Genomic DNA, 24,906 nt, shown 5'->3' with positions numbered 1-24,906 from the left:
TTGGTTCATCGCGCGCGCCTATCTCGCTGCACTGTCGCGTAGCGTCAACCAGTCGATTTCGCAGTCGGCTGACAAATTGGCCAAGCCCTTGCTGCGTTCTTCGGTTTCCGCGGACAACCGTGCCAGATTGCAGATGCGGACCCGTATCAGCGCTCTGGCATCCCTGCGCAGGTCGCCGATCAGGCGGGTCAGATCTTCTTCGTGCAACAGCTTGGCGTGCAGTTTCATCGAGCTGGCGTAGAAGATGAAGCCGCCCGCCGGATTGCCCTCGAGCTGACGCTGGGGCATTATTTCATACTGCAGGTCGGCCAAGCGGTACTTGCCGCGCAGGTCCTTGAGGAGTTCGACCCATTCCAGGCGCTGCTCGTCGCCGATCACCCCGCGCGCCTCCAGGGCCTTGAAGACGAGCGAACGTTGCCTGATGTCGGCCTCTTCCTGGCGTACCTGCTGCAGTTTACCTTCTGCCTCGTTGCGTTCCGCGATGGCGGCATCCCTGGCTGCCTGGGCCGCCTCCCGGTTGGTATGCGAGAGATAGACGGCGACCGTGCCGGCCGCCAGCATCAGTGCCGCTGCCATCAGGCTGAAGCGAAGCTTCGGGAAATCAGCGCGGCCGAGTTTCATGCACCGGCTGCCCGACTGAGCCGGACGCTGAAGCCGCGTGGCTGGCGGTCATCGAGGTCGGCGCTGCTGCTCTTCAGTGACTTGCCCGAGGCGACATCGAAGGGTTGCCTGAGGACGACCACATCCAGCCCGGAGTTGCCGCGCAGCGCGTTGACAAACGTATGCAGCACCTGCAGCACCTGACGTGGATTGCTCGCCTCGTCCGCGCCTATTCGGCCGTGCACGACGACTGTCTCGCGCTCGCCGCCAGGCTCTCGGCCGCGCTCTTCGAGCCCCTCGCTGACGCCTTCCGCCGATGCTGGTGCTCCACCCATCTTCCATTCGATCGCTTCCAGCTCGACCGGGCCGGCGAGCGCCAGCGCGCGGCTGATCATCCGGTATGCCGCCTCGGGCAGCGGGCTGTGGCGTTCGAGCTCGGTGTAGCGCTCGACCACCGCGCGCAGGTTGTCGGTGGTCGTGGGAATCGGGGGGAAGGTTCTGACGATCTCGTCGTAGCGCCGGCGCGCTGCTTCCGTCTCTTCCTGCAAGCTGCGCATCTGGTCGTGCAAGGAGTAAGTGTCGAGCACCTCGGTGCTGGCGAGAAGCAGGCAGCCGGCCAGGGCAGCGGCGCCGGCGCTGCGCAGGATCGAGCGTAGCAGCCAGAGGTGGTAGTCGTGCCGCTGTTCATCGTTGGCAAATTGTTCGCGCGGTGGCGCGTTCGCCAGCAGGCCGAGGAAGATCGTTTCGCAGCGGCTGTCCGGTGGTGCCGTCTTGAGCTTGCACTTGCGGGCCGTTTCGTCGCTATCGAGGATGACGAACGACAGCGAGCCGGTGTCGATACAACGGCGCTCGATCGCTCGGCGCGCGTCGGCGTGCGCGAGCAGATAGGCGGTGATCGGCTGCTGCCGCGTCAACAGGCGCTGACTGACCAGATACTGCTGCAGCTTGAGCGTTTCGCTGGCAAAGCTTTGCGCGACCTCCTCGACATCATTGCCGTGCAGCGGCGTCAGTCGGCTGAAGTGCAGACGTCCGTTCTCCAGATAGCTTTGGCGGATGCTCTGATCCTGAATGCTCAGCAGGAGGCAGCGTTCGTCGCCGATGGCCAGCGCGCGCAACAGTAGTGGTCCGAGCAGCGGCAGCGAATGGATGCCAGCGAGGGGTGCGCCGGCGGCAGCTATCCTGGCCAGCCACGGGGCAAGGAAGGCGTGGTCGGTGAGCGCGGCAAGCAGGACTCGCTCGTCCTTGCGCCGAGCCTTGGCGTAGCCGAGCGACAGCGAAGTCGTCAGTGGCGCGTTGAAGAAGATCTGGCCAAGCTTGCGCTCGACGATCGCCCGGCGATCAGCCTGGCGCAGGAGCGGAATCGTTTCAGTCTGAAAGCCCTCTTCGGCGACGTTGACCAGCAACAGGTAAATGCTCCGCGCGTGGTCGGCGAGATGATCGGCAAACTGCGCATGTCCGCTGTCGCTCGCCGGGAACGATTGTACTTCGCCCAGTCGGCCGCCTTGCCAGGCGAAGACGACGGCCTGGTGTGCAGTGAGGTAGATCAGGCGGCGACTGGGCATGGCGTGCTCAGGGCCTGATCCGGCTGATGACCTCGTAGACCGGGCCAAGCACCGAAAGCATGATCCAGCCGAGCAGACAGCCCATGACGACGGTGAGCATCGGCTCGATCAGTTGCTGAATCCTCTGAACCGACTCGTGCACGTCGCGCGTGTAGAAGTAGCTGACGTTGGCCAGTGCCTCGTCGAGTGCGCCGGTATTCTCGCCGACGCGCAGCATGCGGATGACCAGCGGTGGAAAGAAGCCGGTCTGCTGAAACGCTCCGGTCACATTGTTTCCTTCGCCGATCAACTGCTCGACGCGCTCGAGGCCTTTCCGGATGACGAGGTTGCCGACGACGCCCTGCGTGGCGCGGATCGATTCGATGATCGGTATGCCGGAAGCAAAGAGCAGGGCGAAGGTGTTCGCAAAGCGCGAGAGGATGATCTTGCGCTGGATTTGACCAACCAGGGGCAGTTCGAGCAGGATGTGGTCGAAGTGGTAGCGCGCGTGCGGGTTCTTTTGCAGGACGAGGCGCAAGGCGAGAATGGCAAGGGCGAGGACGAGCAGCAAGGCGTACCAGTAGCCGGCGAGCAGATCCGAAACAAAAAAAAGGACCTGTGTCTGTGCCGGCAGGGTCTGCCCCATGTTCTTGACGAACAACTTGAGCTGGGGAACCATGTAGATCATCAGGAACGCCGTAGCGGCGAGGACAACTGTCCCGACGAAAGCCGGGTAAGCAATCATCTTCTTCGTCTGGGCGGCGAGCTCGTCCTCCCAGCGCAGCGATTCGTGCAGACTCTTGAGGACTTCGGGCAGCCGGCCGCTGGTCTCGCCGGCGCGTACGAGGCTGACGAAGATGCCGTCGAAGACGCGCTGATGCGCTTCCATTGCCTGCGAGAGCGTCTGGCCGCCCTCGATCGCCTCGATCAGGCTGGCGACGACTTCACGAAAGCGCGGCTGGTCGACGCTGTCGCGCAAGTCCGACAGCCCTTCGAGCACGGGAACGCCGGCGCGCACCAGTTGCTGGAGGTGAAAGCAGAAGTGGATCAGTTCCTGGCGTGGCACACGGTCGCCGGCAAACAGGCGGCGGTTGCCGACGGGCGCGCCGCGCACCAGGTCGAGCTCCATTCGTCGCAGGCGCATGTCGAGATCGACCAGGTTGACTGCGTCGATCCGTCCGAGAACGGTGCGTCCGTCGGGGTTGACCGCCTTGTAGCTGTACAGTGGCATCGACCTACATCCGGTCGGTCAGGTCGACGACCCGGCCGACCTCTTCGAGCGAGGTTGATCCGTCGAGCACGCGGCGCAGGCCGTCGTCGGCGAGTGTCGCGAAACCCTGGCGAATGGCGAGCTGGCGCATTTCGCGCACCGTGCTGCGGCGCGCGATCAGCTCGTCCATGTCGCCATTGACGCGCAGCAATTCCATGATGGCCATGCGGCCGCGATAGCCCTGAAAGTCGCAGCGCTCGCAGCCGCTCGGTCGGTAGATGATCGGCCGCGCGCCGTCGGTCAGGCTGCCCAGCAGGTGTGCTTCGTGCGCTTCCGCCTGGTAGGGGACCTTGCAGCGTAGGCACAGGCGGCGGATCAGACGCTGCGCGATGATGCCTATGATGTTGCCGGCCATGATGTCGGGCAGGACGCCGATGTCGAGCAGCCGCGGAATGGCGCCGATCGCCGAATTGGTGTGCAGCGTCGAGTAGACCTGATGTCCGGTCATCGCTGCCCGCAGAGCCATCGCCGCAGTGTCCGCGTCGCGAACCTCGCCGACCAGGATGATGTCCGGATCCTGGCGCATGATCGAGCGGATGCCGCTGGCGAAGTCGAGCTTCAGCGACTCGCTTGCTGAAGTCTGGCGGACCAGCGTCATCGGGTACTCGACCGGGTCTTCGAGGGTCATGATGTTTACCCCATCGGAGTTGATGTGGTTGAGTATCGAGTAGAGCGTCGTCGTCTTGCCGCTGCCGGTCGGCCCGGTGACGAAGACGATCCCCTCTGGCCGGGCGATCATCAGCTTGAGCTGATCGAGTTGCCGATCGGCGAGACCCAGCCCGTCGAGCGGCACGATGCCCTTCTGCCGGTCGAGAATGCGCAGGACGATGTTTTCACCGTGGATCGTCGGCTGCACGGAAACGCGGAAATCAACCGGACGGCCACGCATGTTGAGCGAGATGCGACCATCCTGCGGTGCGCGCGTTTCGGCAATGTTCATTCCCGACAGCACCTTGATGCGCACTGCCATGGCCGGCCAGTAGGTCTTGTGCAGCGAACGAATCTGGCGCAGCATTCCGTCGATACGGTAGCGAATGCGCAGAAAACCCGCTTCCGGCTCGAAATGGATGTCCGATGAGTCGCGCTTGACCGCGTCGGTGAGGATGGAGTCGATCAGGCGAACGACCGGCTGGCTGTATTCATCGGCGGACGATTGCAGGCCGCGAAAGTCGATTTCTCCGGTTTCGATCTCATGCAGAATCCCGTCGATCGACAACTCGTGCCCGTACGACTGATCGATCGCACGATCGATTTCCGTCTCGCCAGCGAGCAGCGTGTCGATCTCGATCTCGTCGCCAGCCAGTCCGCGCAGCTTGTCGAGCGCGACGATGTCGTTGATGTCGGCAATGGCGATCGTCAGCCGTCGACCGTCCGGATCGTAATCGAGCGGCAGCAGATGGTGGCGCTTGGCCAGTTCGCGCGGGATGAGCTTGAGACCGGAAGCGTCCACGATCGCGTTGCTCAGGTCGATGCTCTGTTTGCCCAGGCTTTCCGAAAGCGCGTCGCGCAGCGTTGCTTCGGAGACGAAACCCAGCGAGACCAGCAGCTTGCCGATCGGCTGGTTCGATTTCATCTGCTCGAGCAGCGAAATGCGCAGTTGGTCTTCGCTCAGGATGCCCTTGTTGATCAGGACCTGGCCGAGCGGCTTCGCGTGGCTCTGCGTCGGGGAGGGCTTCATGCGCGGATCAGCCGCTGGTCAGCGTCGGTGAGGGCAGGGCGTACGCGGGGCTCACGGCTGTAGCTCCTGGATTCGCCGGGCGGCAAGGCTCTTGTCGAAAGCGCTCGGTTGCTTGTCGGCAGCAACCAGCGCCATGCCGTAGTACTGCGCCGCAAGCTTCGTCTGGCGCAAGTGGTCGAGGCTGACCGCCAGGTTGTAAAGATGGTCAGCGTTCTCGGGCTCCAGCCGGCAGGCGTCGAAATACGCTTGCTGCGCTTCGCCCCAGCGGCCGCTACGCGCGTAATGGTTGCCCAGGGCGAAGTGCAGCGCCGCCGCCTCGGGCTGGCTGGCGAGCAGGGTCTTCAGGCGGCTTTCCGTCTGGCCGCTGTCGCCGGCTCCACGCAGATTGACCAGGGCGGCTTGCGCGGTCGCATCGCTTGGGTCGGACTCGAGCACGCGCAGGTAGAGTTGGTGCGCGCGTTCGTTCTGACCGCGGCGGAGAGCGATCGCCGCCAGGCCGCGCAGCGCGTCGGCGTTCTTCGGGTCTGCGCGCAGGACCTGCTCGTAGGCGCGTTGTGCGTCGTCCAGGCGATCGGCCAGCCAGGCTTCGTAGGCCAGCGCGAGCATCGTCTCGGCGGGCTCGGGTGGCCGCGCTGCACTTGGGCGCAGGTGTACGCGGGCGGCGTGCGGCACTGAGGGACTCATCTCCCGGTCAGCCGCATCGAGCCGGGCGGTGCTTGTCGGCGCGGCTGTTGACGACGGGCGTACGCGCGGCGCCGCGGTCTCGGCCGTCGGCAGCGCGGCTGCGCTCGTGTTGGGCACACTTGCTTCTGCCGCAGGCGGCGCGCCAGCGGGAACGGCTGGTGTTACCGGTAGCGCCGGTGGCGGTTCGCTGGCGGTTGTGCCGGGCATCGCCGGGACGGCGGTTGGCGGAAGCGGCGCGGGTATCGGCGGCTTGCCGTCAAGCGTCTGCAGTTGCCACCAGAAATAGCCGCCGATGATCAGCGCGAACGCTGCGAGCAGGCCGAGAATCGGCCATAGCGCCGGACGTGTGCGGACCGACTGCTTGGCAGCGAATACCTTGCGTGCCGTTGCGCGCGGGTCGCTCGCCTCGGCGCCCTGAGTTGGCCGGCTGGGCGTCCTGATTTCCGCCGCCGGCGGACGTTTGCTCTGCGACTCGGCGGCGGCCGCCAGATCGGCGTCGACCGATTCCAGGTGGCGAGCCAGCGGCGGCAGCCTTGGTTCGGGTTCAGGCGCGGTTGGCTCCAGCGGGTCCAGGCTGAGTTCCGGCGGTGCCTCGGCGGTCGCCGGCCGGGGAGTCGAGCCGATCTGCCGCTTGGCTTCTTCAGCTCGCCGCAGGGCATCCATCAACAGGCTCACTGCAGCGGCTCCGGCGTCGTTTCAGGCAGCGAGAAGGGCTGGAAGACCGGGTTGCTGCGGAAGAAGTCCTTTTTCGGAAGGATGTCCCGGAAATTGCTGAAATCGCCTTCCAGCGAGGCGTCCCTGATCACCGTCGGGCGCAGCAGGACGACGAGTTCCGATTTCGCCGACGAGTTGGCGCGATTGTTCAGGACTTCGCCGATGAACGGCAGGTCGCCGAGACCCGGCACCCGTCCGGTGCGGTTGTCCAGGCGGTCTTCCATCAATCCGCCGAGGACGGCGATGTCGCCGCTCTCGATGCGCAACACCGACTCGATTTCGCGCGTGCGGATTTGCGGCACCAGATTCTTGATGTTGTTCTTGGCCAGGTCGGGATTGGGATCCTGCTTCAGCTCGGCAATGCTCGAGATCGACGGACGAACGTTCAGGGTGACCGTTCCGCTATCGCTGATCTGCGCCGTCAGGCTCATGAAGAAGCCGATCGAAACCGATTGCGGCGTGGTCGTGGTCGTCACCGTTGCATTGGTATTGGTATTGCCGGGGACGATGTCCTGTTTGACACTGAAGTAAACGAAGTCCTCGGACACCTTGAGCGTCGCCGTCTGATTGTTGAGCACCGCCAGCTTGGGGCTGGACAGCACCTTGACCGTGCCGAAGGTGCGCAGCAGCTCGACCGTGGTCATCAGATTGAGCGGATTCGTGTTCCCGTACTTGATGATGTAGGGCGTTACGGCGCTTGGTACATTGGTCGTCAGCACCGGCTTGTTGACCGTGAAACCGCTGTTGTCGCTGCGCAGGCGACTCCATTCGATTCCCTGCTGGTAGCCGTCGCTCAGCGTCACCTCGATGATCGTTGCTTCAATCAGCACCTGGCGGCGGGCGCTGCCCATCACCCGATCGAGGAACTCCTGGACCTTTTCGTGTTGTCGGCTGGTCGCCCGCACGGTGATCACGCCACCTTCCGGGTTGGCGATGACCGACGCGGCTTCGCGGAAGGTCAGGCGCTTGACCACCGTCGCCCCGCTGTTCTGCAAGGTCGCGGGATTGGGACTGGCCGCCAGCGTCGGCTGCACCGGGCTGCCGCGTGGCGCTCTGACGACTGGTGCCGGGGCGCCGGTACCGGTGGTGCTCTGCGTCGCCGCCTGCTCGGTGACCGTCTCGGTCGAGCCCTCCGGAAATACCTTGTCGGTCTCGTGCAGCAAGTCCTTCAGGTTCTTTTCCAGCGACTCCCAGAAGCGGTTCTTCGACTTGTTTTCGATCTGCAGGCGGGACGTATTCGCATTCGCCGCGCCGCCGCCTCCGGTGGCCAGCGCGCTGGTCGAGATCTGCGTGTTGGTCGAGATCGTGCCGGTCACGTCGCGCGCGATGTTGACGTAATCGACCGTGTAGTTCTTCAGGTACGGCGTGTCGGGCATGACGACCAGGTTCGGCCCGTCGAGTTCGAAGCGCATGTCGATCTGCTTGGCGATGCGCACGAGCAATTGCTGCAGCGTCTGGTCGATCGCGTTCAGCGTCACCTCGCCGGTCAGACCCGGATGAATGTCGACGTTCAGCCGCGCATCGCGCGCCAGGGCAAACAGCAGGTCATGCACGTTGACGTTGTTGACCACGACGCTATAAGTCTCGGTCCTGCCGACGGCGCGCGGCCGGGGCAGCGATACGCTTTGTTGGACAGGCTGCGGGATCGGTCCGCTGGGGCGGGCGCTGGTTGCCGAATCCTGCAGATGGCCGCGCGACGGCCCACCGCTCAGTGTCGTCGGCGTGCACGCTGCCAGCAGAAGCAGGGACAGGACGACGCCTAAAAATGGCGCGAACACGCTCGACTCACCTCCGGGTAGACGATGGGGTGATGATACCACGCTCAGGCGCGCGCACAAGTTCATGATTTTTAGCGCTTGAAACTCACTTCCGGGAGTCTTCGCGGAGTGGCTGGCGCAGCTTGCCGACCGAGCGGACGTAAGGCTTGCCGCTTGGCAGGTTTTCCGACAGCGCCGCAAGTACGGCGTTGGCCGCGCTCCGCGTCGGGTAATCGCCATAGATCACGCCCAGGCGATTTCGTCCTCCCATGGTCGCGCGATAGACGCGAATCTGGCGGGCATCGAGAACGCCGGCCTGGCGGCCGATAAAGCTGTCCACTTCGCGCTCGTTGTCGGCGTCGGTGAGCAGCAACTGGATGAACGAGTGACTGTCGGGCGTCTTCTGCAGCCACTCGTCGGTCGCCGCAATGCGCTCGGCGAGCGACATCGTCGGCCGGGGGGAGGCAGACGCCTCGAGATTGCCGGCTGCTGCGGACGGCACGCGGGTCGCCGACCCCGTGTCGGTCGACGCCGGGAGCAGGTGACGCAGTTCGCTCTGCGCGGCGATCAGTGCGCCCAGGCCGATGATGGTGGCGACTGTTGCTCCACCCACCCAGATCAGGCGGGAGGTGCGGCGACCGCCAAGCGGCCTGAACTCGGCGTCCTGGATCGCCGCCATGGCCTCTCGCCGGCCGATCTCGTGCTTCCCCTCGGAATACGCCGCGAGCAGCGCCTTGTCGGCGAGGATATTGATTCTTCGCGTCAATCCCTCGGAAGCCTGGCTGATCAAGCGGACCGCGGCGGGCGTGAACGGGGCGGGACCGTGGTAGCCGGCGGCGCGCAGGCGAAAGTCCAGGTAAACGCCGACATCGTCGCGCGACAGCGCGGCGAGGCGGAAACGGTGCGTGATGCGTTCGTTGAGCTGGCGCAGGTCCGTCGCGCTCAGGCGTTGATCGAGTTCGGGCTGGCCGAAGAGGACGATCTGCAGCAGCTTGTGCTGTTTCGATTCGAGGTTCGACAGCAGGCGGATTTCTTCGAGCGCTTCCGGCGGCATGGCCTGTGCCTCGTCGACCAGAACGACGACCTGTCGTCCTCCGGCGTAAATCTCCAGCAGACGATCGTGCAGAGCGCCGAGCAGGAGTTGGCCGCGCTCCAGCGGCAAGGGAAGAGCGAGTTCGGCGGCAAGCGCCAAAGGAATCTCGTCGCGCGTCAGCATCGGGTTGGCCAGGTAGACCGTTTCGACGTTCGCCGGCAGCCTTTCGAGCAGCATTCGGCAGAGCATCGTCTTGCCGCTGCCGACCTCGCCGCTGACCTTGACGATACCTTCGTCGTGCGTAATGGCGTAGAGCAGTGCGTCGAGTGTGGCGCCGCGGTTGGCACCCGAAAAGAAGAACTCGGTGTGCGGCGTGATGCGGAACGGGGGTTCGCGCAGACCAAAGTGATCGAGATACATCAGTCCTCCCGCGCTGAGGATTCCATCCGATTGTAGAGCGTCGTCCGGTGCAGGCCGAGCAGTCGGGCAGCCTGACTGACGTTGCCGTGCGCCAGCTTGAGCGCAGCTTCGATGTAGCCGCGTTCAGTCGCTGCGAGCAGACGGTCAAGGCTGAACGGTTCGCGTTGGCGCAGGCGCCGCGTGGCGGCAGCGACGATCGCCTCGCTCGTCGTTTCGCCGCCGCTTGCGCCGTTCGGCGCCGCACTCGCCAGTGGTTCGTCGGGCAGATCGAGTTCGCTTTCCAGGCGGGCCAGATCAACCACCTGTCCGGCATGCTTGGTCGTCAGGCGGATGACGATGTTGCGCAGTTCGCGAACGTTGCCCGGGAAATCATAGGCGAGCCAGCGAGCGGTCGCCTGATCGTTCAGGGTAAAGGCGGCCTGCTGCGCCTGTTCGGCGTAGATCCGGCGGAAGTGGTCGAGCAGGACGATCTTGTCGTTGCCCATTTCGCGCAAGGGTGGTGCGCTGATCGAACAGACCGACAGGCGGTGGTAGAGGTCGGCCCGAAAGGCGCCCGACTTCACCTCCTGGCGCAGATCCCGATTGGTCGCTGCGATGATGCGGGCCTGGCTGACGCGCCGCTGGGTTTCGCCCAGACGCTGGTAGTCACCGTTTTCCAGCACACGCAGCAGCTTCGCCTGGACTTCAAGCGGCAGTTCACCGATTTCGTCGAGAAACAGCGTGCCTTCGCCGGCGTCTTCGAAGTAGCCCGGTTTGCTTGCGATGGCGCCGGTAAAGGCACCGCGGGCGTAGCCGAACAGGGTCGCTTCGACGAGGTTGGGTGAAATCGCGGCGCAATTGAGCGCCAGGAACGGTCGATTGCGTCGGCGCGTATCGTGATGCAGGCAGCGCGCCGCGATGATCTCCTTGCCACTGCCCGACTCGCCTTCGATCAGCACCGGGAAAGGCAGCTCGGCGTACTGGCGCAACTGGACCCACAGCTTCTGGATGGCCGGACTGCTGCCGATCAGCGGTGACCCCGCGTCACCAGCACTGCCCGCACCGCTGGCGCCGGTAACCGAGTGGAAGGCGAGCGCGCGTTCGAGCACCTGTTGCAGTTCTGCCGGATGACATGGCTTGCCGACGAATTCCGCTGCGCCGAGCGTGCGCGCGTGGCGCGCGTTGCCCTCGTCGCTTTGTCCGGAAAGGACGACGATGCGCATCCCGGGCGACAGCCTGAGCAGTTCGGCGATCAGCGCAAAGCCCTCGTCCGGGCGATGTGGCAGCGGCGGCAGGCCAAGGTCGATCAGGGCCAGATCGGGTGCTCTGCGCAACTGCCGGAGCAACTGCAGGCAGGGTGAACGCGCCTGGCTGGTGACGACCTCGAAGCGTCCGCTCAGGGTCAGACTCAAGCCGTCGCAAATCAGCGGATCGTCATCGACCAGCAGCAGGAGAGGCTTGTCGAGGCTTGAGTGATTCGGCAGTGAGCGCATGTAATGCCTGTCCGCACAGGAGAAAACGATAAATGTGCATTATTCCACAATTATATTAGCGCCAAGTAATTCACGTCGACGATGAATGCGCTCAGGTATAATGCACGGTCCTTTTTGCCGGAAATGCGCAGTGCCTGCCGACAACCTCGTCGAGATCGAGAACCTTGATTTTGCTTACGACGACCGGGTCATCCTGAACGGAATCAGCCTGGCGATTCCGCGTGGCAAGGTGGTGGCCATCATGGGCGGCTCAGGCTGTGGCAAGACGACGCTGCTCAGACTGATCGGCGGCCAGCTCAGACCCAGCCGCGGCGAGATTCGGGTCGACGGCCTGTCGGTTCCGGCGCTGAGCAGTGCCGATCTCTATGCCTTGCGGCGGCGAATGGGCATGCTCTTCCAGTTTGGTGCCCTGTTCACCGACATTTCGGTTTTCGACAACGTCGCCTATCAGATGCGCGAACATACCACGCTGCCGGAAGAACTGATTCGCGACATGGTTCTGATGAAGCTCAACGCGGTCGGCCTGCGCGGGGCGCATGGCTTGATGCCGGCCGAACTGTCCGGAGGCATGGCGCGCCGCGTCGCGCTGGCGCGGGCGATTTCGCTCGATCCGATGCTGATCATGTACGACGAACCCTTCGCCGGCCTCGACCCGATTTCGCTCGGCGTCATCGGCCAACTGATCCGCAAGCTGAACGACGCGCTCGGCGCGACCACGATCATGGTCACTCATGACATTCAGGAATCGCTGCTGATCGTCGATTTCATCTACTTCATGTCGGACGGCAAGGTCGTCGCCCTCGGCACGCCCGACGAGATCCGGGCCTCCCGCCATCCGTTCGTGCATCAGTTCGTCTTCGCCGAAGCGGACGGGCCGGTTCCCTTTCACTATCCGGCCACTCCGCTGGCCGCCGAACTGCTGGCGGACGGTCGCGCATGAACCAGCCGCCGCGTCAGCCCTGGTCATTGCCGGCGATCATCGGCGGCCTTGGCCGAGCGGTCAACAACGCGCTGCAGCGACTGGGTTTCGCCAGCCGCTTCTTCGTCATGCTGCTGTTCTGCTCCGGGCAGTCGTTCCGGCGCTTGCACCTGACGCTGCGCGAGATCTACTTCTCGGGCTTCCAGTCGCTCCTGATCATCATGGTCTCCGGCCTGTTCATCGGCATGGTGCTCGGCATGCAGGGCTACGAAACGCTGCAGCGCTATGGCTCGGCCGAGGCGCTCGGCGTTCTCGTCGCCTTGTCGCTCGTCCGCGAACTCGGTCCGGTGGTCGCTGCGCTGCTTTTCGCTTCGCGCGCCGGGTCTTCGATCACTGCCGAGATCGGACTGATGAAGGCAACCGAGCAGCTCACGGCGATGGACATGATGGCGGTCAACCCGATCGCCCGCGTCGTTGCCCCACGCTTCTGGGGCGGCGTGCTGTCGATGCCGCTGCTCGCCGCGATCTTCTCGAGCACCGGCGTCTTCGGCGGCTATCTGATCGGCGTCGTCTTCATCGGCGTAGACGAGGGTGCTTTCTGGTCGCAGATGCAGGCCTCGGTCGACTTTCGCTTCGACGTCTGGAGTGGCATCGTGAAGAGCTTCGTCTTCGGCATTGCCGTCTCGCTGATCGCCGTCTTTGAGGGCTACGACGCCGTACCGACGGCGGAAGGCGTTTCTGGCTCGATCAAGAGCACTGTCGTCAAGTCGGCGCTCGCCATCCTGGCGCTGGACTTCGTGTTGACCTCATTCATGTTCCGGGAGGCCTGATGAGTCGCAAGGTACTCGACCTCTGGGTCGGTTTTTTCGTCGCCCTGGGAATGGCTGCCCTGCTCGTGCTGGCGCTCAAGGTGGGCAATCTGTCGGGGGCAAATTTCGCCGAAACGTATGCGCTTACCGCCAAGTTTGCTAACATCGGCGGTCTCAAGGTGCGCGCCCCGGTGAAGAGTGCCGGCGTCGTCGTCGGGCGTGTCACCGACATCCGCTTCGACGCACAGAGCTATGAAGCCGTGGTGACCATGCAGATCGATGGCAGCTATCGTTTTCCCAAGGATACGTTTGCCTTGATTCTCACCGCCGGACTGCTGGGCGAACAGTATATCGGCCTCGATCCCGGCGGCGATGAGAAGATGCTCGCAGCCGGTGACGCCATTGCCAAGACACAGTCGGCCGTGGTGCTCGAAAAGCTGATCAGCCAGTTCATGTTCAACAAGGCGTCCGAAGGGCCTGGCGGCAACTGAAGGAGGGAGGGAATCCAGTGAAACAAGGCCAGTCAACTCCACTTGCCGCTGTCGTGATGGTGCTCGCTTTGTCTTGCGGCGGTTGCGCAACGACTGCGAATAACCCGAAAGACCCCTTCGAATCGTTCAATCGAGCGATGTTTGCCGTCAATGAGGGGATCGATGTCGTCGTCAAGCCGGTCGCGCAAGGCTACGATGCGGCCGCTCCCTTGCCGCTCAAGGTGGTCATCGGCAACTTCTTCGGCAACATCTGGGACGGCTGGACAGCGGTCAACAACCTGTTGCAGGGCAAGCCGGAGCAGGCGGTTTCCGATGTCGGGCGCGTGCTGATCAACTCGACAGTCGGCATCGGCGGCGCTTTCGACGTCGCCAGCGAAATGGGGCTGGCCAAGCACAACGAGGAGTTTGGTCAGACGCTCGGGCGCTGGGGAGTGCCCGACGGCCCTTACTTCTATTGGCCGATCATCGGTCCGCGGACGACGCGTGATACGCTCGGCTGGGGTGTCGACATCTTCTACGATCCGGTGGCGCGCATCGAGCGCGTTCCCCTGCGCAACAGCCTGATGGGAACGCGCATCATCGATGTGCGGGCGGGCTTGCTGCCGACCGACAAGGTGGTCGAGGAGGCCGCCTTCGACAAGTACAACTACATCAGGGACGCCTATCTGCAGCATCGGCGCAGCGAGATTTACGACGGCAACCCGCCGCGGTTGCGCCCGGAGGAGTGATCGTTGTCGTCGTCCGTCACGGCGATGCTGCGTTAAGCCACTAGCCTTTCTGGTTGGGAACCATCTCATGAAATCGTTCTGCTCGCTCCTTGTCGCCCTTTTTCTCAGCCTGTCTGTCGCCCTGGCGCAGGAGGTGTCACCCGATGCACTGGTCCGTCAGGTGACTGACGATGTGCTGAGCATCGTTCGCCAGGACAAGGACATTCAGGGGGGCAACACGCGCAAGGCGATCGACCTGGTTGACAGCAAGGTCTTGCCGTATTTCAACTTTCAGCGCATGACCGCGCTTGCCGTCGGGCGCGACTGGAACAAGGCAACGCCGGAACAGAAGAAGCGCCTCGCCGACGAGTTCAAGACGCTGCTCGTGCGGACCTACTCGAACGCGCTGACCTCGTACAAGAACCAGACCGTTGCCTACAAGCCGAGCAAGCTGCAGGCGGGTGAGAGCGACGTCCTGATCAAGACCGAAATCCTGCAGCCTGGCAGCAAGCCGGTGCAACTCGACTATGCTCTGGAAAAGCAGGGAAATACATGGAAGGTCTACGATGTCATCGTCGCCGGCGTCAGCCTGGTGACCAACTACCGTGACACCTTTGGCCAGGAGGTGCGCAACAACGGAATCGACGGCCTGATCCAGATGCTGGTCAACCGGAACAAGCAGCTTGAATCCGGAAAGAAATGATTGCTCGCGACAACGACACGCTGCGCGTCAGCGCCCCGATGCTCATCGGCAACGCGGCGGACCTGCTCGCCGCCGGCCGTGACAGCCTGCGTTCTGTGCCGCCGAGCGAACGCGTGCTGATCGACCTCGGTCAGGTGCAGGAGGTCGATTCGTCAGCCCTGAGCGTTGTTTTCGCCTGGTTGCGCACGGCCGCCCGGCAGGGCGTCGGCGTGCGCCTGGTCAACCCGCCAGCCAGCATGCTCAGCCTGGCCGAACTCTACGGAGTGTCCGAACTCCTGCCGCTCGCCTGATGGCGCCAGGTGGCTCCGTCGACTCCCCAGGCATGAACGTTGCCGTATCGATTGATCGGGTCGAGAAGCGCTTCTCTTCGTTGCAGGCGCTGGCCGGCGTCTCGCTGCAGATTGGCGAAGGTGAGTTCTTCGGTCTGCTGGGGCCGAATGGCGCCGGCAAGACGACGCTGATTTCCTGTCTGGCCGGTCTCGTCCGTCCCGACGCCGGCCGACTCGAGGTTCTCGGCCATGATGTCGTCAGCGACTACCGCGCTGCCCGCCGGCTGCTTGGCGTCGTGCCGCAGGAATTGGTTTTCGACCCCTTCTTCTCGGTGCGCGAAACCTTGCGCATCCAGTCGGGCTACTTCGGCATTCGGCGCAACGACGACTGGATCGACGAGATTCTCGCCAACCTCGACCTGACCGGCAAAGCCGAAGTCAACATGCGCCGCCTTTCGGGCGGCATGAAGCGTCGCGTTCTGGTCGCCCAGGCGCTGGTCCACAAGCCGCCGGTGATCGTCCTCGACGAGCCGACGGCGGGCGTGGACGTCGAGTTGCGCCAGGGTCTGTGGCAGTTCATTCGTCGGCTCAATCGCGATGGGCACACGGTCATCCTGACGACGCACTACCTCGAGGAAGCGGAAGCGCTGTGCAGTCGGATCGCCATGCTGAAGCAGGGGCGCATCGTTGCGCTCGACACGACGAGCAACCTGCTGGCCCGTTTTGCCGGGCAGACGCTGACGGTACGCCTGGCTGGTGCGACGCGGCTGCCGCCCGAACTGCACGCGCGGGCGACTGGCGGCGAGGGGAGCTGGAGCTTCCACCTCAGCCGCCTGGGCGAGATTGAGCCGGTTTTGGCGACGTTGCGCCAATCCGGCTGCCTGATCGACGACCTGCGGCTGAGCCAGGCCGATCTCGAAGACGTCTTTCTCGGCGTCATGCAAAGCAGTAGCGACAGTGGCGGGGCGCGCGCAGCATGATGATCGGTTTCCGCACACTGCTCTACAAGGAGGTCTTGCGCTTCTGGAAAGTCAGTTTCCAGACCGTTGCCGCGCCGGTGCTCACCGCTTTGCTCTACCTGCTGATTTTTTCGCATGTCCTCGACCGGCACGTCGAGGTTCACGGCGTACCCTACACGGCTTTCCTGATTCCCGGTCTGGTCATGATGTCGGCGCTGCAGAACGCCTTTGCCAACACCTCATCGAGTCTGATCCAGTCGAAGGTCACCGGCAGCGTCGTGTTCGTTCTGTTGCCGCCGATTTCCTATGGCGAATTCTTCCTTGCCTACGTCGTCGCCGCCATCCTGCGCGGCCTGCTGGTCGGCATCGGCGTTCTCCTGGTGACCCTATGGTTTGCCGTTCCCGATTTCGCCTCGCCCTTATGGATTCTCGTCTTCGTCGTTCTCGGTGGCGGCATCATGGGAGCGCTGGGAATGGTCGCCGGAATCTGGGCCGACAAGTTCGATCAACTGGCGGCTTTCCAGAACTTCCTGATCATGCCGCTGACGATGCTCTCGGGCGTCTTCTATTCGATACACTCGCTGCCCGCCTTCTGGCAGAACGTTTCGCGCTTCAATCCGGTGTTCTACATGATCGACGGTTTCCGCTACGGCTTTTTCGGCGTTTCCGACGTGCCGCCCGAAGTCAGTCTGGCAGTCGTTCTCACCAGTTTTCTGCTGGTCTCCGCGGCAACGCTGGCGTTGCTCAGAAGTGGTTACAAACTGAGGTCCTGAAACATGATGCTTCCCGAAACCATCCACGCCATCATCGCCGAAGCGCTGCCTTGCGAGCATCTGCAGGTGACCGGTGACGGCCAGCATTTCGCCGCCCTGATCGTCAGTGCGGATTTCGCCGGCAAGAGCCGCGTGCAACGGCAGCAGCAGGTCAACCAGGTGCTGCGCGCGCATTTCGACAGTGGCGAACTGCACGCACTGTCGATGACCACGCGCACGCCCGAGGAGTGGAGCGCCTTGAATGGATAAGCTGCTGATTCACGGCGGTACTGCGCTGCGCGGCGAAGTCGCCATTTCGGGCGCAAAGAACGCTGCGCTGCCCATACTCTGCGCCAGTCTCCTGGCGGCTGAACCGCTCTACCTGAGCAACCTCCCGCAGCTCAGGGACGTGTCGACGATGCTGCGGCTACTCGAACAGATGGGCGTCGAAGTCGTTCGCCACGCGCCCGACGAGGTGTCGCTGAACAGTCGCGGCTTGCACAACCCGCTCGCTCCGTACGACATGGTCAAGACGATGCGGGCGTCGATCCTGGTCCTTGGCCCCTTGCTCGCACGGCACGGTGAAGCACGCGTTTCGCTGCCCGGCGGGTGCGCCATCGGCGCACGCCCGGTGGAACAGCATATCAAGGGCCTGCAGGCGATGGGCGCGGAGGTCAACGTCGAGCACGGTTACATCCATGCGTGCTGTGCAGCGGACAAGGGCCGCCTGCAAGGCGCTTGCATCGTCACGGACATGGTGACGGTGACCGGCACGGAAAACCTGATGATGGCCGCCGTGCTGGCCGAGGGCGAGACGATCATCGAAAACGCGGCGCGCGAACCGGAAGTGGTCGACCTGGCCGATTGCCTGATTTCGATGGGGGCGCAGATCTCAGGCGCTGGTACCGACAAGATCCGGATTCGCGGCGTCGAACGCTTGCACGGCGCAAGGCACTCGATCATGGCTGATCGCATTGAAACCGGTACGTATCTCTGCGCCGCGGCGGCGACCGGCGGTGAGGTCAGGCTGACCAGAACCTCGGCTGCCTACCTCGACGCCGTGGTCGACAAGCTGCTCGACGCCGGCTGCGACATCGTCACCGAACGCGACGCCATCCGGCTGAAAGCCCCTGCCCGACTGAAGGCGGTCAGCGTCCGCACCTCGCCGTATCCGGCCTTTCCCACCGACATGCAGGCGCAGTTCATGGCGATCAACTGCGTCGCCGAGGGCTCGGCAGTCATTCGCGAAACGATCTTCGAGAATCGTTTCATGCACGCCGTCGAACTCATCCGCCTCGGGGCGGACATCAGGATCGACGCCAACAATGCGATGGTGACCGGTGTCGAGCGCCTCGATGGGGCAACGGTGATGGCCACTGACCTGCGCGCTTCAGCCAGCCTGGTCATCGCCGGGCTGGTCGCGCAAGGCGAGACCGTGATCGACCGGATCTACCACCTGGATCGCGGCTACGAAAAAATCGAGGAGAAGCTGAGGCAGCTTGGCGCGCGCGTCGAGCGGATCCGCTGAACGGTGGCGCCGCGAGTGGACGGCGAATTGAAACGCCGCCGCTGCGCTGCGCCGGCGGGGCGTTAGTCTGGCGGCTGCCGGCCTTGTCGTTCTAGGCCGGGACGGCTGCCGCTGCGTCCTGGATGAGTTGCAGGTCGTTGTCCTGGGCGAAATGCAGGACGAAGCGATAGGCCATCGGTTCGATCTCGTACAAGCGCCCATCGACGAAAACCGCCTTCTCACCCTTGTGGTTGCGCGGCCCGACGTAAGGCGAATAACGCATTCTCTTTTCGGCGCCAAAAGCCGAGAGAACGCCACAGAGTCTCTCGGCCCAGTCGCTGGGCCGGAACCGCTTGCCGGAAGTCGTCACACCGACGATGATGAACGAGGAGTGCGTTGTAGTGGTCATGTCCTGGTGAAGTCGTAACGCGGCGCACCGCAGTGGTCTCAATGGCGCGTCTTGCCTGCCGTCGTTCGGCCGGAAACAGCATCGAGCGCCGGATTCTACCAGAAAGAATGGCCGCTCACCGTCTCATGCCGCCTGGACGGAACGCGCGCCGGAGCAATGCCGGTCCGCGGCTCAGCCGAAGAGTGGCGCGACCAGCCGCATGACGCGCGCCGGCAGATCTCTCGCCAGGCAATCGACGACCTGTGGCCGCAGCGTATTGGCCAGCCAGGTGATCTGGCGCTTGGCCAGTTGGCGCGTGGCGTAGATCCCGCGCTCGCGCAGTTCATCGCGTGGCGCTTTCCCCTCGATGACCTCCCAGACCTGTCGGTAGCCGACGCAGCGCATCGCCGGCAGCTCGCCGTGCAGTCGATAGGTGCTGCGCAGACGTTCGACTTCGCTTTCCAGACCCGCCGCCAGCATGCCGTCGAAGCGCTCGGCGATGCGTTGATGCAAGTCGCTGCGCGCGCTCGGGAGCAGACCGACGGCGAGACACTGGTGCGTCGGCGGTGGCCGTTCGCGCCTCGCGAGCAGCGCAGATAGCGGGCGTCCGGTGAGCTGGAAGACTTCGAGCGCGCGTTGAATGCGCTGCGCGTCGGTAGTCGGCAGGCGTGCGGCGGTGGCCGGGTCGACCGCGGCAAGCTCGGCGTGCAGCGCCGGCCAACCGTGCGCCGCGGCCTTCAGATCGAGCGCTGCGCGCAGCGCGGCGTCGGCCGCCGGGAGTTCGGCGAGGCCGTCGAGCAGCGCCTTGAAGTACAGCATCGTTCCGCCGACGAGCAGCGGCACGCGTCCGGCCTGGCTGATTTCGTCCATCGCCGCGATCGCATCGCGCCGGAAGCGCGCCGCCGAATACGCTTCTTCCGGGCTGATCAGGTCGATCAGGCGATGTGGAAAAGCGGCCAGCGTTGCCGCGTCGGGCTTCGCCGTGCCGATCACCATGTCACGGAAGACCTGCGCCGAATCGACGCTGATCAGCTCGACCGGAAAGCGGCGGGCAAGCTCGAGCGCGACCGCGGTCTTTCCGGCGGCGGTCGGCCCCATCAGCAGGATCGCCGGCGGCAGCGCCGGAGCAGGCGGCGCGCCCGCGTTCATCGGCCGCGCAGGAATTGGCGGTCGAGATCGGCCAGCGTCAGTTGCATCCATGTCGGGCGGCCGTGATTGCAATGGCCGGCGCGCTCGGTGGCTTCCATCTGGCGCAGCAGGGCGTTCATTTCGGCCGGTGCAAGCTGGCGCCGGGCACGCACGGCGCCGTGGCAGGCCAGTTCGGCGAGAAACTCGTTACGCCGCGTCGTCATCAGTTGCGTCACGCCGTGCGTGCGCAGTTCGCCGAGCAAGGTGCGCACCAGCGGCGCGGGATCGGCGCCGACGAGCAGCGTGGGCAGACTGCGGACGGCAAGCTGGCGTGGTCCGACCACCGCCAGATCGAAACCCAGCTCGCGTAGCGTCTCGGCGTTCTCGTCGGCTGCCGCCAGATCAAGTGGTTCGAGGTGAATCACCGCTGGAATCAGCAGCGCCTGGGTCGCCAGCTTCTGCCCGTCCAGCGCCTGTTTCAGCTTCTCGTAGAGGATGCGCTCGTGCGCCGCGTGCAGGTCGACGACGACCAGCCCCTGGCTGTTCTGAGCCAGGATATAGACGCCGTGCAACTGGCCCAGCGCGTAGCCGAGAAGCGGCGTCGCCGCCAGTTCCGGCGCGCCGTCGCCGTTCGTCGCATCGGCCGGCGCGCGGGCGAAGGCCGCGTAATCGGCCGCCAGCGGGGGTTCGGCGGCGACCGGCGGTGTGCTGAAGGTCGGTCGCTGGCTGCTCGAGGCGGCAGAACGCCCGGCAAATGGCAGACTCGCGGCGCGCTCGGGCAGCGGCTTGAACGGACCACCGAAAGCGCTGCCGAAGCGGGTGCCGAAAACGCCGGCTGACGCCCCGAGGACCGGGTTTGCGCGAGCAGCCGACGAATCCGACGTGGCGGCCGAGGAAGCGTCTGGCGCGCCAGGGGTCGCCAGCGCGCGCGCAGCGCCTCCGCCATCGGCCAAGGGGCTGGCGAGGACGCGCTGTACCGCGTGATAGACCAGTTGATGGACGCTGCGCGGATCGCGGAAGCGGACCTCGGTTTTCTGCGGGTGGACGTTGACGTCGACGGTCGCCGGGTCGACTTCGATGAACAGGCAGTAAGCTGGGTAGCGGCTACCGTGCAGCAGGTCCTGGTAGGCTTCGCGCACGGCGTGCGCGAGCAGCTTGTCGCGCACGAAGCGGCCGTTGACGTAACAATACTGTGCGTCGGCGCGGGCCCGCGAATAGGCGGGCAGGGCACAGTGGCCGGCGACGCGCAGGCTGGCGCCGGCGACGTCGACGGAACGCGATTCGGCGAGAAAGTCGTCGCCGAGGATGGCGCCGACACGCTCGCGCGCCTCGCCGGCGGTGAGCCGGAAACTTTGCCGGCCGTTGTGCGTCAGCGTGAAAGCGACCGCCGGATGCGCCAGCGCGGTGCGCCGGACGATTTCCGCGCAGTGCGCGAATTCGGTGTTGTCCGACTTGAGGAACTTGCGCCGTGCCGGCGTGTTGTAATACAGGTCGCGCATTTCGACGACCGTCCCGGCGGCCAGCGCCGCTGGTTCGAGCGCCGCGCCGGGCTGGCCGGCGAGCCGCCAGGCGTGCCCGCCGGCGTCGCGCTCGCCGCTTGACCGGCTGGTCAGCGTCAGGTGCGCAACGGCCGCTACCGAGGCTAGCGCCTCGCCGCGAAAACCGAGTGTGGCGACGCGTTCGAGGTCGTCCAACGAAGCAATTTTCGACGTTGCGTGTCGAGTGAGCGCCAGCGTCAGCTCGTCGCGCGCGATTCCGCAGCCGTCGTCACTGACCCGGATCAGCTTGACGCCGCCTTCCTCGAGCTCGATGCGGATCGCCGAACTGCCGGCATCGAGCGCGTTCTCGAGCAGTTCCTTGAGCACCGAAGCAGGCCGTTCGACGACCTCGCCGGCGGCGATCTGGCTGATCAGCAGCTCGGGCAGCAGATGAATGCGGGGTGCGGCGGGCATGCGCGGATTATACCGGCAGGGCCACAGACGCGCCGTCGGTCCGCGTGCCGGGCTGCCGGCGATACAATGCGCGGCGCGAAGTCGGTTCGCCGGGAACCCGTCCGGCGGCATCTCGCTCAGGAGGAGAAGTCGATGGAACTGAGTAGCGCCCCCGCACAGCCCGAGGCCGAGCAGCGCGTGCGACACTTCCGCCAGATCCTGCTCTGGCCGCTGCAACTGATGCCGCTCGCCGACGACGCACCGTTCACCGAGCCCTACGAGCTGCTGCTCGCAGGCGGCCCCGACAATCCCTGGCGCGAGTTGCTCGACGAATTTTCCGGCGACGCGCAGGCGTTTCAGCAACGCCACTACAGCGAATTCGTCACCTTCCTGCCCTACGTCCAGCGCTTCCTGTATGGCGAAAGCGGCGGCGAGGCGGGCGACCGGCGCGCCGGCGAGTCGCCGATCCGTGTCTTTCGCCGCTACGACATCGCGTTCGCGCGCATGAGCTTCAAGGACAGCGAACAGCCGCTCGATTTCACCGTCGTCCATCTCGACCTCTATTTCTTCTACGACATCGACGTCGTCATCCTGGCGCTCGAAATCGCCGCCGACGATCTCGGCCTGGCGCGCGTGCAGGACACGCTTTTCCGCTTCGGGCGCGCCTATCCGCCGTACTGGGACGAAGATGGGAGCCGCGGCCATTGCCTGCGGCGCAGCGAATGGATCGCCGCCGACGGGCGTGTGCTTGCCGTTTCCGACTACGAGGAACGGCAGAAATACCTCGCTTTCGTCAGCCGCTTCCGCGCTCCGTGCATCGCCGCGCACTGGGAATTCCTTCTCCGGCCTCTGGTCTTTCACCACTCCGACGAAGCGGGCCCGGTCCGTTACCGGCAGATCGAATACCACCGCATGCCGCTGCTCGCCTACCTGGCGCTCGACGACCCGGCAAGCCTCAGCCGGGGCGATTTCGCTCGTCTGGTATTCGTCGCCGGGCCTGGCCGCAAAGGCTCGCTGCCCTATTCGGACCAGCATCTCGCCGGCTTCGAAGCGCGGTACTGCCACGATCGCTACTGGCACCCGCAAGCGGCCGAACCGGGTACCCGGCTGCTCTCCTGCGGGCACGCCTTCGTCATGGTCGGCAGCGCGCGCGACGCCTACTTCACCGGCAGCGAGAACGGCCTGCTCGGCCAGTTTCGCCACCAGTTCTTCCTGCTCGCGCTCATCCCGCACTTCCACAAGGCGGCGCTGCTGATGCTCTCCGACCGTCTGGTCAGCGAACTCAACCGGCTGCAGATCGGCAACGCCGAGTCGGTCAAGCGCTTCAAGCGGGCGATTCGCCAAATCCTCGAAGTCTTCCTGCGTTTCACGCATCGCTACTGGTTTACCGAGATCTCCGACCAGGCGCAGGCGCGCGCCATTTTCACGATGACGCGCGACCATCTGGGCAGCGAGCAGCTCTACCGCGAACTGCGCGAAGAAATCCAGGACATGAGCCAGTACCTCGACAGCGACAGCCTGCGCCGACAAGCCAATACCGTCGTCCGCCTGACCGTCGTCACCACCGCCGGACTGGTCGCAACGATCACCACCGGTTTCCTGGGAATCAACCTGATCGACGCTGCCGCCTCGTCCTTGCTCGAAAAGATCGTCTTCTTCACCGCCGTCGCCATCCCCTCGGCTCTGCTCACCGGCTTCGCCGTCGTCAAATCGAAGGCGCTGTCCGACTTCCTCGAAGCGCTTTCCGACGAACGCCTGACGCAGCGCCAAAAGCTGGCCTCACTGCTTGCCGTCTGGGGGAAGAAAGGGCGCCGCACGCTGCGCTGAGCGCGCCAACCGGCAGCGTCGCGCGCGCCGTGCTAGCATCGAAGCTGCAGCGGATGAACGGAGCATGCACGCATGACGGCTTTGCACAGCCCGCACGATCGCTTTTTCAAGGCGGTGTTCGGACGTACCGAGGTGGCAGCGGAATTTCTGCAGCGTTTTCTGCCGGTGGCGGCGAGTGCAGCGCTCGACTGGAAGACTCTGCGCGCGGCCAGGGACTCGTTTCTCGATGTCGATCTGGCGCTGCACCCGGCCGACCTGCTGTACGCGGTCGATCAATGCGCTGGCGGGGTCAGCTTTGTGCATGTACTGTTCGAACACAAGAGCTACCTCGAGCCACGCATCAGCCTCGACCTTTTGCGCTACCGCGTCCGCATCTGGGAACAGTGGTTGAACGCAGGGAATTCGGGCCGTCTGCCGCTGGTCTTACCGGTTGTCGTCTACCATGGCGCGACGCGCTGGCGCATCAGCCGCCAGTTTGCCGAGGAGGTGGACGCCGTGCCGGGATTGCAGGCGTATGTTCCGGCGTGTGTGTACGAACTGGTCGACCTGAGCCAGTACCGCGATGACGAACTGCAAGGCGCGGTCGTCCTGCACACTGCGCTGCTCACGCTGAAATACGTCCTGCGCGACGAGTTGCGCCAGCGCCTGCCGGGAATCCTGGCGCTGCTGCGCGACTTGGCGCAGAGTTCGAGCGGGCTGGACTACGTGCGCACGCTGCTGCGCTACCTGGCGCAGGCGGCGAGCGTCGATCGCTTGACTGGCGACGAGTTGCGCCAGGCCGTGACGCAAACTTTCATCGATGGAGGACAACTGATGCTGACGATAGCCGAGGAATGGGAACAGCAGGCCAGAGAGAAGTGGATTCGCCAAGGCATCGAGCAAGGCATCGAGCAAGGCATCGAACGAGGCATCGAACGAGGCATCGAGCAAGGCATCGAGCAAGGCATCGAGCAAGGCATCGGGCAGGGTCAGGCACGGCTGCTCAGGCAGTTGCTGAATTGCCGTTTCGGTGCTTTGCCGCCCTGGGTCGAGACCCGCCTGGCCGACGCCGAACCGGCGCGGCTGGAGACCTGGGCGCGGCGCGTGCTCGACGCAGCGAGCCTGGAGGCGGTGTTCGACGAGCGTGGCTGAGCGCCTTCGGCCGCGCTTGCCGGCGACGCCGCCGAGGCTGTCGCAGGAGCCCGCCGCGCGCCCTCTTCGCTCACGTCTTTCACCATGTCATAGGCGTTCAGGCACCACCTCTCGCTGCTTGTATTCTGGGGGAAGAAAGGGCGACGCACGTTGCTGCGCTCCCTGGCGCAGGCGGCGAGCGTCGATCGCTTGACTGGCGACGAGTTGCGCCAGGCC

23 protein-coding genes are annotated in these 24,906 nt (G+C 64.7%); 12 read left to right on the top strand and 11 right to left on the bottom strand.

Translation table 11 applies throughout. The annotated features are described in order from the left end of the window. Positions 1 to 18 precede the first annotated feature (18 nt). The 8 genes from RKP46_RS18185 to RKP46_RS18150 all read right to left on the bottom strand — a co-directional run bounded on the left by RKP46_RS18185 (position 19) and on the right by RKP46_RS18150 (position 11,169). Positions 19 to 621, bottom strand: a complete 603-nt coding sequence (locus tag RKP46_RS18185; protein ID WP_311107933.1) for a hypothetical protein — start codon at positions 619 to 621, stop codon at positions 19 to 21. Next, positions 618 to 2,162 carry a hypothetical protein gene (locus RKP46_RS18180; RefSeq protein ID WP_311107932.1) on the bottom strand — a complete coding sequence of 515 codons (1,545 nt, stop codon included), beginning with the start codon at positions 2,160 to 2,162 and terminating at the stop codon, positions 618 to 620. The genes RKP46_RS18185 and RKP46_RS18180 overlap by 4 nt, the downstream gene beginning before the upstream one ends. Positions 2,163 to 2,169: 7 nt before the next feature. Then, positions 2,170 to 3,372, bottom strand: coding sequence for a type II secretion system F family protein (locus tag RKP46_RS18175; protein ID WP_311107931.1), 1,203 nt, complete (start codon positions 3,370 to 3,372; stop codon positions 2,170 to 2,172). Between the two features lie 4 nt (positions 3,373 to 3,376). After that, positions 3,377 to 5,089 carry an ATPase, T2SS/T4P/T4SS family gene (locus RKP46_RS18170; protein WP_311107930.1) on the bottom strand — a complete coding sequence of 571 codons (1,713 nt, stop codon included), beginning with the start codon at positions 5,087 to 5,089 and terminating at the stop codon, positions 3,377 to 3,379. Positions 5,090 to 5,140: 51 nt separating this feature from the next. Then, positions 5,141 to 6,448 carry a tetratricopeptide repeat protein gene (locus tag RKP46_RS18165; RefSeq protein ID WP_311107929.1) on the bottom strand — a complete coding sequence of 436 codons (1,308 nt, stop codon included), beginning with the start codon at positions 6,446 to 6,448 and terminating at the stop codon, positions 5,141 to 5,143. Next, positions 6,445 to 8,265, bottom strand: a complete 1,821-nt coding sequence (locus RKP46_RS18160) for a type II and III secretion system protein (RefSeq protein ID WP_311107928.1) — start codon at positions 8,263 to 8,265, stop codon at positions 6,445 to 6,447. The genes RKP46_RS18165 and RKP46_RS18160 overlap by 4 nt, the downstream gene beginning before the upstream one ends. Before the next feature lie 85 nt (positions 8,266 to 8,350). Continuing rightward, positions 8,351 to 9,697, bottom strand: coding sequence for an AAA family ATPase (locus RKP46_RS18155; RefSeq protein ID WP_311107927.1), 1,347 nt, complete (start codon positions 9,695 to 9,697; stop codon positions 8,351 to 8,353). Beyond that, entirely contained in the window at positions 9,697 to 11,169 is a 1,473-nt protein-coding gene (locus RKP46_RS18150; protein ID WP_311107926.1) for a sigma-54 dependent transcriptional regulator, read from the bottom strand. Before RKP46_RS18150 ends, RKP46_RS18155 begins: the two co-directional genes overlap by 1 nt. Positions 11,170 to 11,299: 130 nt before the next feature. On the opposite strand from RKP46_RS18150, the gene RKP46_RS18145 reads away from it, so the two are divergent. From RKP46_RS18145 to murA, 10 genes are all read left to right on the top strand, one after another. Then, entirely contained in the window at positions 11,300 to 12,109 is an 810-nt protein-coding gene (locus tag RKP46_RS18145) for an ABC transporter ATP-binding protein (protein WP_409194165.1), read from the top strand. Next, positions 12,106 to 12,918, top strand: coding sequence for a lipid asymmetry maintenance ABC transporter permease subunit MlaE (mlaE, locus tag RKP46_RS18140; protein WP_311107924.1), 813 nt, complete (start codon positions 12,106 to 12,108; stop codon positions 12,916 to 12,918). The genes RKP46_RS18145 and mlaE overlap by 4 nt, the downstream gene beginning before the upstream one ends. Next, on the top strand, positions 12,918 to 13,388 hold the full coding sequence (mlaD, locus tag RKP46_RS18135) for an outer membrane lipid asymmetry maintenance protein MlaD (RefSeq protein ID WP_311107923.1): 471 nt from the start codon (positions 12,918 to 12,920) through the stop codon (positions 13,386 to 13,388). Before mlaE ends, mlaD begins: the two co-directional genes overlap by 1 nt. Before the next feature lie 17 nt (positions 13,389 to 13,405). Then, positions 13,406 to 14,116, top strand: coding sequence for a VacJ family lipoprotein (locus tag RKP46_RS18130; RefSeq protein WP_311107922.1), 711 nt, complete (start codon positions 13,406 to 13,408; stop codon positions 14,114 to 14,116). 67 nt (positions 14,117 to 14,183) lie between these two features. Next, a complete protein-coding gene (locus RKP46_RS18125; protein WP_311107921.1) occupies positions 14,184 to 14,798 on the top strand; it encodes an ABC transporter substrate-binding protein in 615 nt (204 codons plus the stop codon). Beyond that, the gene (locus RKP46_RS18120; protein WP_311107920.1) at positions 14,795 to 15,088 is read left to right on the top strand and encodes an STAS domain-containing protein; all 294 of its coding nucleotides are present in this window, start codon (positions 14,795 to 14,797) and stop codon (positions 15,086 to 15,088) included. Before RKP46_RS18125 ends, RKP46_RS18120 begins: the two co-directional genes overlap by 4 nt. 32 nt (positions 15,089 to 15,120) lie before the next feature. Continuing rightward, a complete protein-coding gene (locus RKP46_RS18115; protein ID WP_311107919.1) occupies positions 15,121 to 16,047 on the top strand; it encodes an ABC transporter ATP-binding protein in 927 nt (308 codons plus the stop codon). Next, positions 16,047 to 16,799: an ABC transporter permease gene (locus RKP46_RS18110; RefSeq protein ID WP_311107952.1), complete on the top strand. Its 753-nt coding sequence runs from the start codon at positions 16,047 to 16,049 to the stop codon at positions 16,797 to 16,799. The genes RKP46_RS18115 and RKP46_RS18110 overlap by 1 nt, the downstream gene beginning before the upstream one ends. 3 nt (positions 16,800 to 16,802) lie before the next feature. Continuing rightward, the gene (locus RKP46_RS18105; protein WP_311107918.1) at positions 16,803 to 17,048 is read left to right on the top strand and encodes a BolA/IbaG family iron-sulfur metabolism protein; all 246 of its coding nucleotides are present in this window, start codon (positions 16,803 to 16,805) and stop codon (positions 17,046 to 17,048) included. Next, positions 17,041 to 18,306 (top strand): UDP-N-acetylglucosamine 1-carboxyvinyltransferase, encoded by a 1,266-nt coding sequence (gene murA, locus RKP46_RS18100; RefSeq protein WP_311107917.1) that lies wholly within the window; start codon positions 17,041 to 17,043, stop codon positions 18,304 to 18,306. The genes RKP46_RS18105 and murA overlap by 8 nt, the downstream gene beginning before the upstream one ends. 91 nt (positions 18,307 to 18,397) lie before the next feature. Here murA and RKP46_RS18095 read toward each other — a convergent pair whose 3' ends face one another. From RKP46_RS18095 to mutL, 3 genes are all read right to left on the bottom strand, one after another. Further along, positions 18,398 to 18,694, bottom strand: coding sequence for a DUF3579 domain-containing protein (locus RKP46_RS18095; RefSeq protein ID WP_311100687.1), 297 nt, complete (start codon positions 18,692 to 18,694; stop codon positions 18,398 to 18,400). 171 nt (positions 18,695 to 18,865) lie between these two features. Further along, positions 18,866 to 19,822, bottom strand: a complete 957-nt coding sequence (gene miaA / locus RKP46_RS18090; RefSeq protein WP_311107916.1) for a tRNA (adenosine(37)-N6)-dimethylallyltransferase MiaA — start codon at positions 19,820 to 19,822, stop codon at positions 18,866 to 18,868. Then, positions 19,819 to 21,753, bottom strand: coding sequence for a DNA mismatch repair endonuclease MutL (gene mutL, locus RKP46_RS18085; RefSeq protein WP_311107915.1), 1,935 nt, complete (start codon positions 21,751 to 21,753; stop codon positions 19,819 to 19,821). The genes miaA and mutL overlap by 4 nt, the downstream gene beginning before the upstream one ends. A gap of 132 nt (positions 21,754 to 21,885) precedes the next feature. On the opposite strand from mutL, the gene RKP46_RS18080 reads away from it, so the two are divergent. After that, complete coding sequence (locus tag RKP46_RS18080) at positions 21,886 to 23,559, top strand: hypothetical protein (protein WP_311107914.1); 1,674 nt, start codon at positions 21,886 to 21,888, stop codon at positions 23,557 to 23,559. A 72-nt stretch (positions 23,560 to 23,631) separates the two neighbouring features. Beyond that, a complete protein-coding gene (locus RKP46_RS18075; RefSeq protein WP_311107913.1) occupies positions 23,632 to 24,690 on the top strand; it encodes an Rpn family recombination-promoting nuclease/putative transposase in 1,059 nt (352 codons plus the stop codon). The last annotated feature ends 216 nt before the right edge of the window (positions 24,691 to 24,906 follow it).

It is taken from the genome of Accumulibacter sp. (assembly GCF_031732815.1).
Taxonomy (GTDB): domain Bacteria; phylum Pseudomonadota; class Gammaproteobacteria; order Burkholderiales; family Rhodocyclaceae; genus Accumulibacter.
Note: the sequence above shows the minus strand (reverse complement) of the source record. Positions and strands in the feature narration are given on the sequence as shown.